The organism is Rhizobium aouanii (assembly GCF_037002925.1).
GTDB lineage: Bacteria > Pseudomonadota > Alphaproteobacteria > Rhizobiales > Rhizobiaceae > Rhizobium > Rhizobium aouanii.
Window position 1 is genome coordinate 1 of the sequence record NZ_JBAMYD010000033.1, and the last position, 14484, is coordinate 14484.

The 14484-nt window shown below is 64.7% G+C and carries 13 protein-coding genes and 1 tRNA gene; 2 read left to right on the top strand and 12 right to left on the bottom strand.

All coding sequences use genetic code 11. The annotated features are described in order from the left end of the window. Positions 1-58: 58 nt before the first annotated feature. Together V8P77_RS33765 and V8P77_RS33770 are read right to left on the bottom strand one after the other, a co-directional pair. Complete coding sequence (locus V8P77_RS33765; RefSeq protein ID WP_335916660.1) at positions 59-223, bottom strand: hypothetical protein; 165 nt, start codon at positions 221-223, stop codon at positions 59-61. A 1038-nt stretch (positions 224-1261) separates the two neighbouring features. After that, a tRNA-Pro gene (locus tag V8P77_RS33770) sits at positions 1262-1338 on the bottom strand. A 262-nt stretch (positions 1339-1600) separates the two neighbouring features. Here V8P77_RS33770 and V8P77_RS33775 point away from each other — a divergent pair. After that, on the top strand, positions 1601-2008 hold the full coding sequence (locus V8P77_RS33775) for a hypothetical protein (RefSeq protein WP_025393552.1): 408 nt from the start codon (positions 1601-1603) through the stop codon (positions 2006-2008). Positions 2009-2267: 259 nt separating this feature from the next. On the opposite strand, the gene V8P77_RS33780 is transcribed toward V8P77_RS33775, so the two are convergent. From V8P77_RS33780 to dinB, 6 genes are all read right to left on the bottom strand, one after another. Continuing rightward, a complete protein-coding gene (locus V8P77_RS33780) occupies positions 2268-3281 on the bottom strand; it encodes a DUF3618 domain-containing protein (RefSeq protein ID WP_335916661.1) in 1014 nt (337 codons plus the stop codon). Further along, a complete protein-coding gene (locus tag V8P77_RS33785) occupies positions 3281-3697 on the bottom strand; it encodes a phage holin family protein (protein ID WP_025393550.1) in 417 nt (138 codons plus the stop codon). Before V8P77_RS33785 ends, V8P77_RS33780 begins: the two co-directional genes overlap by 1 nt. Beyond that, the gene (locus V8P77_RS33790) at positions 3690-4256 is read right to left on the bottom strand and encodes a nutrient deprivation-induced protein (protein ID WP_335916662.1); all 567 of its coding nucleotides are present in this window, start codon (positions 4254-4256) and stop codon (positions 3690-3692) included. Before V8P77_RS33790 ends, V8P77_RS33785 begins: the two co-directional genes overlap by 8 nt. Positions 4257-4351: 95 nt before the next feature. Beyond that, the gene (locus tag V8P77_RS33795) at positions 4352-5503 is read right to left on the bottom strand and encodes a sialidase family protein (protein WP_335916663.1); all 1152 of its coding nucleotides are present in this window, start codon (positions 5501-5503) and stop codon (positions 4352-4354) included. Positions 5504-5519: 16 nt separating this feature from the next. Continuing rightward, on the bottom strand, positions 5520-5822 hold the full coding sequence (locus tag V8P77_RS33800; protein ID WP_222030771.1) for a hypothetical protein: 303 nt from the start codon (positions 5820-5822) through the stop codon (positions 5520-5522). Between the two features lie 131 nt (positions 5823-5953). After that, on the bottom strand, positions 5954-7042 hold the full coding sequence (gene dinB, locus V8P77_RS33805; RefSeq protein WP_335916664.1) for a DNA polymerase IV: 1089 nt from the start codon (positions 7040-7042) through the stop codon (positions 5954-5956). Positions 7043-7219: 177 nt separating this feature from the next. Between dinB and V8P77_RS33810 the strand changes: the two genes are divergently transcribed. Beyond that, positions 7220-7528, top strand: a complete 309-nt coding sequence (locus tag V8P77_RS33810; RefSeq protein WP_335916665.1) for a hypothetical protein — start codon at positions 7220-7222, stop codon at positions 7526-7528. Positions 7529-7656: 128 nt separating this feature from the next. Here the strand turns inward: V8P77_RS33810 and V8P77_RS33815 are convergent, their stop codons facing one another. Genes V8P77_RS33815 through V8P77_RS33830 form a run of 4 tightly spaced genes read right to left on the bottom strand, consistent with a single transcriptional unit; the run spans position 7657 to position 14482 of the window. Next, entirely contained in the window at positions 7657-9750 is a 2094-nt protein-coding gene (locus V8P77_RS33815; protein ID WP_335916666.1) for a hypothetical protein, read from the bottom strand. Beyond that, entirely contained in the window at positions 9726-10886 is a 1161-nt protein-coding gene (locus tag V8P77_RS33820) for a VWA domain-containing protein (RefSeq protein ID WP_335916667.1), read from the bottom strand. Before V8P77_RS33820 ends, V8P77_RS33815 begins: the two co-directional genes overlap by 25 nt. Beyond that, positions 10883-13390, bottom strand: coding sequence for a DUF5682 family protein (locus V8P77_RS33825; RefSeq protein WP_335916668.1), 2508 nt, complete (start codon positions 13388-13390; stop codon positions 10883-10885). Before V8P77_RS33825 ends, V8P77_RS33820 begins: the two co-directional genes overlap by 4 nt. Continuing rightward, positions 13391-14482 (bottom strand): ATP-binding protein, encoded by a 1092-nt coding sequence (locus V8P77_RS33830; protein ID WP_261338109.1) that lies wholly within the window; start codon positions 14480-14482, stop codon positions 13391-13393. It abuts the gene before it with no gap. Between the last annotated feature and the right edge of the window lie 2 nt (positions 14483-14484).

Here is a 14484-nt window from a genome sequence, read left to right on the forward strand (position 1 = left end):
ACGAGCGATTCACAATTATAAATATCTGCCCTTTGTGGATCGTCGATATAAGTCGCAGTCAATCTCGCCAGCCAAGTCGGCGGCAATGCGCTTCGGCGGTCAGGACGGCAACCTTTCGGTCAGCATAGGGACCTGGCAGATAGACCGTGACTCCGCGGAAACTGACGATCACCGCCTTTGCCACGCTATCGAAGACGACGGCCATATCAGGCTCGTAAGCCATTTTTGTTTTCCTGACGACGCTTACTCCACCGAGATGTGCTCTTATTCGAATGAAACAAGGTGCCGACAGCCATCCTTCAGGCACGGGGCGCTTGGTGCGGAACCGCACAGGAACTTTTCCGACTATCTATGGGTTCGGTCACAAGGATCGCACAGGTGCCCCCTCTTGTGACGGAGCCGTACGCCAACTCTTCCTTCCTGTGCGATCCGTCCGTTCCAAATTGCCCCGTTTCGGCGGGGCTTCTTTTTGATCCATAGCGCGCGACGCGCGAGGACGGTCAGGGACGGTTTAGCGATGATTTCACACGCAGGTTCTGCGCCACACGGAGCCGATGCATCGCTCCCCGTTCATCCACGCCTCTAGTTATAACTTTTCTGCAGAAAAATTATAACCAAGAAAGCATGGCCTATTGCGAGGCGTGGGAACGCGGCCAGTCGTGGCGTGACGCAATTTCGCGCGGATTGTCGTTCATGCGACCGGAGCGCCCTCGACAGCTCATGTCCGTTCTCGCCGAAGGCATGGTGGAAGTTGGCGAAGACCCCGTCCGTAGTTCAAACGAACCCTGGCGGAGTCGGGGGAACTTCATGATGAAGACACTGAGAGGGCAGCCTGAACTGGCGGCCAATGCCAATGGCGCCGTCCCGCCGCGCTCAGTTAGCCGGAGCGCTCGTCAACCCAGTGATGCGTGCCACGTCGACCGTCGTTTAATACCAGCGTCCCCTGCCGTACCAGCCGCCGCCGCCCAGCAAAAGAAGTATCACAACGATGATGAGAAGGGTTGTGAGATCCATGTGCGTTCTCCTGGGAGTACCATCACCATCTCGTTTGCGCCTGACGGGCGTTGCTCATAGTGGGACTCCCTCGCGTACAACGGCGCTGGCCGGGGTTAGTTCCATTCCATGGCCCTACCCGGCCGGCGGCGACCCGGCGGAGTTTACGCGCCTTAGAGATGATCAATCGTTGCCGTAATCATTGCCGGGCAAAAATCGACATAGCCGCGACACAAACGAAAAACCCCGCCGGAGCGGGGTTTCTAGCTGGTCGGAGTGGAGTGATTCGAACACTCGACCCCCACGTCCCGAACGTGGTGCGCTACCAGACTGCGCTACACTCCGTGACCAGCGGCGCTTCTATAGAACAGCCTATCTGGTTGCACAAGCACCAAATTCCAAAAAGCCGGCGGAATTTTTGACGGGGTTGTGACAGGTCGGGAGGTCGGCGGCTGCAGCAAAAAGCCACACCTCTCGCAAATCGAACGGAAGTCTCAAAGGGGCAATTTTCTTTTGCCGGGTTCCGCGCTAAAGGGCACGACAGGACAGGCGAAACCGCTCACGAGGGCGGCTTGCCAGCCATGCGCTAGAGATCAGGGACGACACGATGAATTTCCGCATCATGACCGCGGCCGGGCTTGCCATTGCGCTTGCCGGATGCACCACCATACCTTCCGCCGGCAATCCGATCGAGGCCCGCTGGGTGGGCAAATCGGCCGGCGTCTTCTTTGCCGCCTACGGGCCGCCGATCAGCGACAGCGAGCAAGGCTCGACCACCATCTATACCTGGCGCGGCGGCTACAAGACCGTGCGCATTCCGGCGAAATATGCCGAAGGCGCCGACGGCAAGCGCGGCAAGCAGATCGCGTCGGCCCGCACCGCCTATCTGCGCTGCCAGGCCGAAATCACCACCAACTCCGATTACACGATCCGCGACATCCGCACCGTCGCCGACATCCCCGGCGTCAACGGCCCGTCCTATTGCGCAGAGTTCCTGGCGCCCGAACAGAAGTAACGGACGGCTTGTCCGAAATGCGGAAACAGGCGGCAACTCCTCTTTCGTCATGCTCGGGCTTGTCCCGGGCATCTACTGCCGGTTGATACGTAGCAGATCCTCGGCACAGGGCCGAGGATGACGACCGCCCTGTTTCACTTTGGCAGGTCACGGCGCCGGTTCACTCATTCGAATACATCAGAAAAACTTTGCATCAAGAAGCCGACTGGGGCGGGCCCCGCGCCTCTTTGGCCCGGAGCCTTGCCTGGAACCGACCGCTTTAGATCCTTCGATCGGTTCCGCCTAAGCTGTCCTTGCGATTGATGAAAGTTTCGGCTTCATCCACCACGCGCTCCTTGACGGCATCATGAGCATCGGACGCAGCATCCACGGCCTTTTGATAGACCTCCGACGCTACCTCTTTACCCTGCGCGACGACGTCCTGCGCCTGATCGCTGAGGGTGTCTTTCGCGCTATCTGCGGCTTCCCCGATCCATTCATCCTCGGTGTCGGTGTGCGGCAGCGCCGCGCCGATCGCCGCTCCGACCGCGAAAGCCAGAGCTCCGCCAACCAGCGGCTGGTCGCGGAAATGGATGAGGATCGCCTCGTTGAGCTTGCTCGTTTGCTCCTGAAGACTGGTCGCCGCTAAAGAGGATCGGCTCGAAAGCGAGCTTGCCGCGCCGGACGCACGGGCGGTGAGGTCGCTCGCTGCGTTTTTCGCCTGCTCCCATTTCTCCGCCGCCCAGCCGGTTGCCGCGTCGAGCATTGCACCGGTCTCGTCGGTGATCTGACTGATCTGTTTTCCGCTAGCATCGGCGAAGCCGCGATAGGTCTTGCCTGCCTCGTCCATGAAATGGCCGGCACGCCCCCCTGTTTCGTCGGTCAAGGCTTTCAACCTTCTGCCGGATTCGTCGGCAAAATGGCTGTAACGCGCTCCGTTTTCCATGGCCGGCGGACCGATCCTGCGGACTTGGCCAGTCGCCGGATAAAGCGGGTATTCAGGATCCTCCCTCCAGGTCGCCGTGTCGCCTGATGACGGGCTGCCTTTTGCCATGAGCCAGGCCAGGCTCACGCCCATCAGCGCGACCGGCAGAGGGTTCGCCTTGAGGGCGTGGCCAAGATTGCTGACATATTCTCCGCCGCCGCTTCCCTTGGCGTAGGCAATCACCTCATCGACCAGCTGGCCTGGCGACATCCGTTCCTGGATAGCGTCAATCCGATCTCCGATCCGGCGGCGGTCCTGGTCGATCTCCCGCTGAAGCTCGGCCGATGTTTTCTCCATTGGATTTTCCATCAGATTTTGTCCTTCACAACATCAACGTCGCGGCGAAGCGAGGTCGCAGTTCGATCCAGTGTCAGGTTGTTGCCGCGAAGCGCGGAGAGGCCCCGGGAGACCATTGCCCACGCGATGCCGGCGATGATGATGCCGACGATCAGAGAGGCGAGCGCAGTGGCAGTGGTTTCGGCAAAACCCTGTGTCACGAGAAAGGCCGCGAGACCGCCGACAAGGGCACTCAGCAGGACGCCGACCGCCCCGATTGCCAGGACCAGTCCGAAGAGGAGAATCTCCACGCCGCTGAGCGCCTGCGAAAGTTTTTCCGAAGCCTCCGTCTTGGCAAGATCGATTTCCTTGCGAAGCAGGCCGGTGACATCACCAACGAGGCCGCTGACGAGTTCGGAAAGGGGTGTGTTCTCTGAAGATTTAGCCATTGTTCTCGCCTCCGGTCGTTGCGGTGCCGGGGCGGCGGCCAATCGATGGTTCGCGCGGCGCGGCAGTTGTTTGCCTTTTCGCCGACGCTGTCAGGAAGCGGCTTGCGGCGAGGCCCGCAAGTGCGGCGATGCCGAGAAAGGCGAGCGGTTGCTTGCGCCCGAAATCCTCGGTCATGGTGGCGATTTCGCCGATGTCCTTGCCTTCCATCCGCCGAGCGACAGTCTGCACGCTCCGCCCGATTTGCCTGGCGTATCGTCCTACTTCTGCCTGACCGGAGCTTTCCATTTCGGCGCCAGCCTTCTCGAGCGCCATTGCAACACCGCCGACCTGGCGAGCGGCGAAGCTGGTGCGTTCGGACATGACTTCCTTGGCCTTCTCGACGGCGGTGTCGGCACCGTCCCTGATCGTTTCCTTGGCGGCGGAAACATCCTCGCTCACCTTCGCTTCCAGATCGGAAAAGGATGTGCGCGTTCCCGGCGAGGAGCCGGAACCTGGGGATGAGGACGGGGTCTGCGCGGACGCGCTCCGCCCCGCCGGATCTGTGATATCGTTCTGCATTTCGAACCTCCCAATTCGTGCCGGCAAATTGCCGCAGCCCCGAACCATGGATGGCCCGCTTTGTTCCCGGACGCGCCGTGGGAGGTTCGCCTTCGCTATGGCTCAGAATTGCGACTGCACGAAGCAGCACCGTCCCAGGCTCCTTCGCGTTCCTGATCTTTGGCAGGCGTGACAATGGAGGCAGCGATGTAACGCTCCTCCCGGTCGCCATCGTTGAAGTAGTAGACAGCGAGCAGGGATCCATCGCCGCGTTTTACGAGTCTCGGATAGCCGAGATCAGCCGTGCCGCCGTCGCTGCGGATGATCTTCTCGGCGCCCCATGTCCGGCCGTCATCAAAACTCATGCGCATCCTGATTCCAAATGGCGGATCACGGTGGCCGTAGACGAGCAGCAGCATGCCTTCGATCCGCCCGAGCGCCGGCGGGTTGCCATTGCGGCCCGTGTCGTCGACGATGCAGCCTTCCGGCGTCCAGGTCCTCCCTTGGTCATGGGAGGTGAAGGCCTCTATCCAACCCTTGCCACCGCCTCTGCCCATGCAGCGCGTCAGCGTCAGGATGGCGCCGCCGGAAAGTGCCGTCGATGCCGGCATGATCGAATAGCCCTCGGGTTCCGGGCCGACAAAGCCTTGCAGGACGAAGCTGCGCCCGCCATCCACGGTGCGCGCGCAGAACACTCTGCCTTCCGCACCGTCCTCTTTGGAAGTGCTGAGCATGAAGAGTGCGTCGTCCCTGCCGAGAGGCACGATATCGGTGCGCGCCGAGATCGGAAGATGCAAACCGGCGAAACGAAACGGACCCTGCCATGTCAGGCACCGATCCCGGCTGACATAGAACCAGCTGACAGCATTGCCCTGCACATCGGTTCTGGCGCACATGACGATCGTCTCGGCGTCCAGAAAGTCTATGGGATCGGCAATCGAGCAGAGGTCTTCACGAACCGACAGACGGGGACGGACCTTGAGCTCGTCGTTCAAATGCTCGTCGGCCGAAAGCGAGAGCCCACCCGGCACGCGGCCGCAGAACGGCTCGTCCATCCATGTCAGTCCGCCGTCCAGGCTGCGTGCCTGCCAGGGTAGGAATGGGTAATCACGGTCCAATTCGTGCAACTCCCCCTTCGCTCCGAGTTTGCCGCGCGCGAAGACGACGACCATTTCGTCACCCCACGACCAGAGACCATAATTTGCCGGCCAGCCCGCGAACTCGCCGCGTCTGCGATAGATTTCGAGATTGCGGAACTGCGTGTCCATGGAAGCTTCCAGACGGTCAGAGCGTTTCGACTGGAAGTGCCCGCACAAGCAATTCTTCCTGCCCGAGCAGCTGTTCGAGTTTGCGCCGGTATTGGCGCCACCAGGCCCGATCGAGACTGTTCACCATCACTTCGATGACGATGACCGTATCTTCTTCAGTGCCCTCGCCATTGGACCAAAACCCCTTTGCCGGGGAATTAAGGTATGAAGTCGCCCCGCCATGGCGCTCCGTCATCTCGCGCTGAATCATCGCGATAATGTCTTCGATGTCGATCGCCGCGTGCGGCGCTGCCGGAATAAACAACTGTATCAGATGCATGTGGAATTCTCCTCGTCCCGCAAACTTCGCAGGTCTGACGAGGTTCCGACCCAGCTCGAAATCGCGGATGGGTGGATGAAAACCAATGCGGTGACGGACGGTCGTCGCCTGTGGCAGCCGATGCCGGTGGTCTAAAAAGCCAGCCGCAATTGCGGTTCCGCGGCCGGTGCACGTCCTTCAAGCGAAGAGAGCGTGACACCGAGCAGCCGTATGCCCTTTCCCGGCGGAAAGATCGGCGCGAGCAGCAGGTTGACCAGATCCTCGAGGTCGGCGATTGCCGGCAGGGGTGCCAGAACCGTCTTGCTGCGGGTGATCTGGCTGAAGTCGGCATATTTCACCTTGAGCGTCACCGTCTTGGCGGCGATCCCGTTGGCCTCGCAGTAACCCCACACCTTTTCGATCAGCGGCTGGAGCCCCTCGCGAGCAGGCTCAAAGGCGTGGAGGTCCTGTGAGAAGGTATCTTCGGCGCCGACGGATTTGCGCACCCGGTCGGGCTTGACCTGGCGCTCGTCGATGCCGCGGGCGATGCCGTAAAAATAGGGTCCCGACTTGCCGAAATGCTCGACGAGGAACTCGAGCGTCTTCTCCTTGAGGTCGGCGCCTGTGTCGATCCCGAGTTGGTGCATCTTCTCAGTGGTCGCCGGTCCGACGCCATGGAATTTCCGGACGGGGAGCTGCTCGACGAAGGCCGGCCCGTTCTTCGGCGTGATGACAGCCTGGCCGTTCGGCTTGTTGAGGTCGCTCGCCATCTTGGCAAGGAACTTGTTGTAGGAAATGCGGGCCGACGCGTTGAGGCCGGTGACTTGCTTGATCTTGGCGCGAATCTCCAGAGCGACCTCGGTGGCGATCGTCATGCCTTTCAGATTTTGCGTCACATCGAGATAGGCCTCGTCGAGCGACAGCGGCTCGATCAGCGGCGTGTATTCGGCAAAGATCTCACGGATCTGCTGCGACACCGCCTTGTAGACGGCAAAGCGCGGCGGCACGAAGATCAGCTCAGGGCATTTGCGCTTGGCAGTCACCGACGGCATTGCCGAGTGAACACCGTATTTACGGGCCTCATAGCTCGCCGCCGCCACCACACCCCGGGCGGCCGACCCGCCGACGGCAATCGGTTTGCCGCGCAAGTCCGAATTATCGCGCTGCTCGACCGACGCATAAAAAGCATCCATGTCGACATGGACGATTTTCCGGACGGGAGGTGAGCTTGTCTCGTTCATGGCGGTTTCAGCGATCGCGATGGGATCGGCATCTGAAATTGCGCGCCGAAACAAACACAGAACATAGCAGGCTTGGGAGGCGATATCAACAATTCCAATGGGGGCCCGGACCTGCCGTCGAACTACCAGCCGCCCAGGGCGTTCTCATCCTGTGGACATCAAAACAGGAGGCAGCCAATGGCGGACGACAGCACGATCACGATCCGAGCCACATTCGAAACACGCGAAGCCGCTGATCTCGCGGTCGAACATCTGGTTCAGCAGCATGGGGTTTCGAGGCCCGACATCTTTATCCAGTCGGCAAGCGACCGGAACAGTGCCGGTTCGGCGCCATCAGGCGGGGATATCTCTCATGACGATGGCGCCCGTCGCGATGCGCCGCTCGAAGGCGAGATCGAGGTATCGGCGGATATCGCATCCGCCCAAGTCGCCGCCGTCCAGCGCAGCCTCCGAGCCGCCGGCGCAGTGCGTGTATCGAGCCGCTGAGCATGATCGATAACCTCTCGAAATCCGCGCCAAGCGCAATTTCAAGCAGACCGCGAATGCGTTTTCGGCGGCGAATGACTCTCCGAGCTCGAAGCTTGTTCATGGTGGTTGAGATCCCGGAAATTGCCTCAAGGCAGCACGCGCACAAACGGCAAATGCGGATCGATGCGGGCGAGCAGGTCGAGAGCGTAGGCGGCGCGCAGCAGGCGGTCGGCGCGTGTCTGGCCGGAGGCGGCGGCCAATTGGCCGACGAGGCGGCCGGGAAGCGCCAGGCCGGCGTCGTCGAGCGTGCGCCCCAGGCGTTGCATGCGCTGCAGCCGCTCCGGATCCTCCATGCGGCCGCCGAGTTCGGCGAGCGCCAGGATTTCGTCGAAGGCGGTGGAGATCAGCCGCCGGCTGGCGGCCTGCGGGCGGGCCAGCGCTTCGAAACGCATCGGTTTGCGCTCCGGCACGCCGGGCAGCGACAAGCTTTTGGTCAGGCGCGAGAGCAGGCTCGGCTTTTGCGCCGTCGTCGTTGGCGCCGGCGGCGGCAGGTCGAGGAAGGTCAGGCTGTCGGTTCCGAAAGCGAGCGGCGAGAGCACGATATCAGCGCCGCGGGCTTCGGCGAGGATGGCGAGCAGCGGCGGCTGACGGTCGCCGATCGCGCCAAGCAGCGCGAAATGGGCCTCCAGCCGTTCGTCGCCTTCGATCTCCAGTTCCAGCCAGGCCCCCTCGCGGTCCCGCACCGGCCAGCGCCCGACCTGCGCGACGCCGTCGAAGCGCAGCGAGCCGAAAGCGGCAGGGCGCAGGATCAGCGGCAGGGCGCGGCGCGGCGGTGCCGCGAGCTTCGGCCGGAAGGCACTCGAAAGACGGATGGCGCATTGCTTCCAGTCATCGATGACGGCGCCTTCGATCCCTTGCACCGCCGTACTCCAGCCGGCCGCGAGAGGCTCGGCACGGCCGCTGCCGGTCTGCAGCCGGCCATCTCCGGTGGCGGAGGCGCCCTCGAGGCGGAAGGTGCAGCCGGCGATTGCTGCGAGCGAACGGCCGAAGACCGGCTCGGCGGTGGCCGCATGGCGCGGCACAAAACCCGGATCGCTGCCGGCCCCACGCGCCAGCGTCGCGCTGAAGCTGCGGCCGTCCATGGAGAGATAATAGCCGGTCACCCCGCGCGCGCCGCTGTCGGCCTGCCACAGGCGCAGGCCACAGCCGACGAGCTCGGTCGCCGGCAGCGGCTGCGGCGCTTCGGCAGCCGCGCCGGTGAGCAATGGCTCATCGGGCGAGGCTTGAAGCGCCTCCGTCAAGGCATAGGCGCGCGCCAGCATGACGAGAAGCTCGGCGGGATTGGCCGCATCCAGCCGCTCGCGTCTTCGCCGGATCATCGCGGCGATGGTGCGAAGCTCGCCGCCTAGCCGCGGCATCGCTTCAGTGCGCGAGGAAAGGACGAGATCGCCGATCCGCTCTTCGAGACCGGCAGGCGCCTTCGACAGCGCCTGGCGCGCGGCATCACGCAGCAATGCGGCCGCGTCTTCGATTGTGCCGGACGTGGCTCTGCCTTCCGGCGTTTGCTCGGCACTAGCAACCGTCTCACCGGGGCCGCGGACGGCGAGAAGGGCTGCCGCGTGCAGCGCCGCACGTTGCGAGGTCGCCGCCTTGGAGAGCATGCCGGCAGGACCGCCGCCGGTGGGATACAGCACCTGATGGTGGGCGCCCAGCGCGATGCGGACGGCATTCGGGCTCGTTTCGATCCTGACCGCGCCCGGTTCCAGTTCCGCCAACAGCGTTTGCGCCTGGATAAAAGCGGCGCGGCCGAAGGCGCGAATGATGACATCCTCGCTCAGCGAGAGGATTTCCGCATGTGGATCCGGAATGGCTTCAGCGCAGATCGGCTCCGGTATCTCGGCTGCGTCTGGCTCCTCGGCCGGCCTTACCTCTTCCGCCTCGCGGATGAAAATGATGCCCGCCAGAATATGCCGGCAAAGGCCGGTCGCCGGGCAGCTGCAACGTGCCGAGGCCAGCGGACCGGCGGTGAGCCGCACACTCTCGCCGTCGGCTTCGGCAAGGGCTGCCCCGCCATCCCAGCCGGACAGCTGAACGAGCCCGGCCTCCACATCCCGGCGGGCGCGGCGCAGCAGGCCTTTGGAGGAGGCGGCTTCCAGCACCTCGTCGCTGAGGGCTGCGGCATCGAAACGCTGGGGATTCTCCGTCTCGCCCCGCTTCACCTGATATGCCCCGCGACCCAATCGGCGAAATGTTCCGGCGTCAGGGCCGCGATCTCCATGCCGGCATCGACAAGCCGCGTGGCGGTATCCCGGTCATAGGCCGGCCGGGCGGCCTCATCGAGAGCGGCAAGCCCGAGCAGCTTGACCCGGGCGCCGGCAAGCCGCCGCACCGCGGCAAAGAGCGGGGCGGCGGGCGCACCTTCGCAAAAATCCGAGACCAGCACGAAGATCGTCCGCTGCGGCTCGGCAATATGCGTCGCCTCGCAATAGGCGACGGCCCGGCCGATATCGGTTCCGCCGCCGAGCTGGACCGACATCAGCACATCGACGGGATCGCCGACCTCGTCGCTGAGGTCGACCACCGACGTGTCGAACAGCACGAGCTTCACCGTCACCGCCGGCAGCGTCGCAAGGATCGAGGCCATCACGGCGCTGTAGATCAGCGAGGTCGCCATCGAGCCCGACTGGTCGATGCAAAGCACGATCCGCCAGGGCAGGTGCCGGCGGGCGGCGGCGTGGAAATGCAGATGTTCGGCGATCAGCACACGCCGCTCCTGGTCCCAGTTCTTCAGGTTCTTGCGGATCGTCTGGTTCCAGGCGATGTCGCGGGCGCTGGAGCGGCGCGCGGTGGTCTCGCCGCGCTTTCTTGCGCCGGAGAGCGCCCGGCTCGTCTGCAGGCGCAGCTTCTTCGTCAGCTCCTCGACGACGCGCTTGGCGACCTGGCGGATTTTGCCCGCGATCACAGGGTCGGAGCGGCCACGATGGGCAAGGAGTGCTGCCAGCAGCGACGGGTCGGGATCAAGTTCGGCGAGCGCCTTCGGGTCGTCGAGGATCTCGGTCATGCCGAACCGGCCGAGCGCGTCCTTTTCCACCCGCTCCAGCACCGATTTCGGAAACAGCGAGCGCATCTCGCCAAACCATTCCGGCAGCGTCATCTGCGGCGGCTCAGAGCCGCCCCTGGGGTTCTTCCTGTTGCCTTCGGGAGCGCCGGTGCGGATGCCGCGGCGGCGGTAGGATTCGCCGTAGATGCGGTCGAGCGCGGCATCGCGACGGGCGTCGGCGCCGCTGCAGCAGTTCGAAAGCTGGCGCTCGGCAAAGCGGCCCAGCACCAGGCGCCAGCGGCGAAGACTTTCCTCGGGCTTGTTGTCGTTGCTCATGGCGCCTGCTCCTCCAGCCAGGACCCGAGCCCATCCGCCTGCATCAGCTCGGCAAAGCTGGCGTTGAGGCGGGCATTGGCGAGCACCTCGGCCTCCGTCAGACCGCCGGAAAAACGCGGCGCCAGATCGAGATCGCTGCCCTTCGCTTGCGCGATCACGGCGGCGAGCGCGTCGGTTTCGTCAGGCGCAAGGGCGGTGAAGGCCAGCCGCAGCGACGGCAGCACCTCGATGAAATCAGCCTCGTCGAAGCCGGCGAGCACCAGATCCAGCCTTTCCAGCAGCGCCGGCGCGCGCTTGAGCAGGGCCGGCTGCACCGCCAGCAGGCCGGCCAGCGCCTCCACCCGGGCGGGCGGTTCGCCGACGCTGAATTGCAGCGGGCCGATGACGCGGGTGGCGAGCGCCTCCGCACTTACCCTGCCCGACATATGCCCGATCGCGGCAACCGCGCCTGCCGCCCGCGGCGCCAGATCGCCGTCGAGCAGGGCGGCGACGCCCTCGTCGAGCAGGTCGAGATCGAGCGGCTGCTCGCCTTCTCCGGCTTGCGCGCCGGCTTCGGCAATCTCGTTCAGCGTTGCCAGCGCATCGACATAACGCGGCACGTCCTCGTCCTTGGCGGTTTCGAGGTCCGGCAGCAGGTCGATCGCCCGGCGATAGGCGATGAGGCGCAGTTCATCCGGCCCCGGCATACCGGCAAAACCCAGCGCCTTGCGGCCGCGCTGCAGATTGTCGAGCATCGACAGGCAGACCGCGACCCGGGCGAAATCCGGATCGGTGGCAACGGCCGGACCGATCGCGGCAATCAGCGCGCCGCAGGATCTGGCAAGACCCGCCTGGGCGGCGACCATCAGCAGGCGGATGGCCGCATGGGCGTTTTTCGCCTGTCCTTCCTCGCCGAGCGCCTGGACCCGGCGGGCGAGAACGGCGTCGGCGGCGCGCTCCACCGTATCGCCGTCGATCGACAGCGCCACCAACCGGCTTTCGACGGCCGGCGACCATCGATAGGTCCATTCCTCGAAGAGCACGTCGGTGGCAATGCCGCCCGCCCAATCCGGCCCTCTGACACAACGGCCGAAGCCGGTGCCGAGCAAGGCCATCACATGCAGGAAGCGGCTGGCGGCAAGATGGCGGGGCTTGCGATGGATATCGAGCAGGCGGTTGCGCTCGGTGCCGTCCTCGATGCGGAAACCGAGTGCCCGGGCCCGCCGGCGCACCGCTTCCACCAGCGGCGGAGCGCCGGCGCCGCGCGGCACCTCGCCAATGCCTTCACCGGTGAGCTCGGCAAGCAGCGCCTCCATCAGCGGCGAACCGCTGCGGGGATCTTCCCCCTTCATGAGGCAGGAGCGCGCCGCATCGAGAATTTCAGCACGCCCCGGACCCTGCAATCCGCGCAGATCGGCCAGCGCCTGCGCCTGGCCGACGGTTGCAGCCAGCGAGGGCAGCGGCGGGGTGAAATTCGGCCGGTCGCGGCGCAGGCGCTGGGTGAGGTCGAGCACCACATCGGTCGCCGCCTCGGCGAAGGGATCGTCATGGCCCTCGGCGATCCGCTGCTGCAGCCGTTCGTACCAGCGCGGCGACGGCATGCCGGCGCCGTAGCCGTTGATCCGGTCGAGATGGTCGTGGCTGTAGCGGATCAGATAGGATTTCGTCTGAATGCCCGGCCCGGCCTGCACCTTCGCCTCCTCGGGCCTCCCCGGCGGGGGATCGATCATCACAGGCGTATGGAATCCGCCGGTAATGACGGCGATCGGCCCGTCGCCGGAAAGCGCCTGAGCCTTTGCCATCGCCCCCCGCATGCAGGCCTCGCGGGCCAGCGTGTCGTCGGCGGCGATCTCCTCGGCCGGTGTGGCGAGCCGCGACAGCGCGCAGTGAATGCCGACGTCGCGGAAGAAACCGCGCCAGTCCTTTTCGGCCGCGCGGGATTCGAACAGCCGGTCCCAGGCCTCGTTGAAATCGCGCACGCCGAGGCGCTTCACCAGGCCATCGGCATAATGCGAATAGGCAAGCTGGCCCTCATCGGTCAAAAGCGCCGGCGCGGTTTCATCCTGTCTCGGCCCTTCCTCGCCGTCCTCACCGGCCTCGCCCTTCTTCTCCGCGCGCGCGGCGGCCAGGCGGGCGCCGCTCTCCCGGTCGGCCAGAATGACGGCGCTGCCGAATTCGCCCGCCAGCCGCAGCGCCGCCCATTCCGGCGAGGTCGCCGAAAACGGCCAGTATCCGACAGGAAGGCGCTCGTCGGAGGTCTTTTCCCCGTCGGCGACGGAGACGATGGCGATCGGCAGCCTGATATCGGGATGCGAAAGCAGCGGCAGCAGCGGCGCAAAATCCGCCGGCATTTCGAGAACGATGGCGCGCGGGCGGATTTCGGCCAGGGCTCTAGCAAGGTGCAGCGCGCAGGCGGGGCTGTGATGGCGGATCGGGAAGAAGAAATACCCGCCCTCGCCCGAGGTCAGCCGCTGCCCGTAGGCGAGAAAGTCCTGACGTTCCGCCGCTGCCGCTGCCGCCTCCATTCAGTCGAGCCTCAAGGCGCGCGCGGCGTCATAGAAGGAGCGCCAGTCGCTTCCCGAGCGGGCGCGGTCCTTGACGATGTGATCGACATAGGACTTGAACTTGCGGCCGTCTTCCGGATCGTCCTTCATGACGATGCCGCCGATCTGGCGGGCGAGATGGGCGCCGGTCACCCTGCCGTCGCCGAGATAGGCGGCTTCGAGGGCGGCGGCATGGGCGACATTGACCGCTTCGGCAGTCGACATGACGGCGGTCGGTTTCTGCAGCGTCACGCCTTCGGCCGTTCGCCCGGCCCTCAGATCCTGGAAGCAGGAGACGAGGATGCCAAGGGCTGCCTCCGACATATCGGGCTTGATGCCGGAGGGCGCCAGGCGGTCGGCAAGACGGCGCTCGATCAATTCGCGTTCGAAGGCCGGGTCGGTGATCGGATGCACGGTCTCGAAATTGAAGCGGCGCTTCAAGGCGCTCGACATTTCGCTGACGCCGCGGTCGCGAAGGTTCGCCGTGCCGATGATGTTGAAGCCGGGTGCGGCGCGCACGATCGCGCCATCGCCGAGTTCGGGAATGGCGATCATCTTTTCCGACAGGATCGAGATCAGCCCGTCCTGGATCTCCGGCGGGCAGCGCGTCAGCTCCTCGATGCGCATGACGAGGCCGGCCCGCATCGCCTGCAGGACCGGCGATGGCACCAGCGCCTTTTCGCTCGGGCCTTCGGCGATCAACAGCGCGTAGTTCCAGCCATAACGCAAATGTTCTTCCATGGTGCCGGCCGAGCCCTGCACGACCAGACGGGTCGAGCCGGTGACGGCGGCCGCCAGAAGCTCGCTCAGCATCGATTTCGCCGTGCCCGGTTCGCCGACGAGCAGCAGCCCCTGCTCGCCCATCAGGCTGACGATCGCCCGCTCGACCAGTGCATCGTCGCCATAGAATTTGCGCGAGATGCCAAGCGCGGGATCGCCGAGCACGAAGGAGCGCACCGCACGCGCCGAAAGCCGCCAGCCCGGCGGGCGCAGCCCCTTGTCGGCCTGCTCGAGCTTGGCGAGTTCGGCCGCATGCAGGGTTTCCGTCGCCGGTCGAAGTGCTGTCTGATCCATGC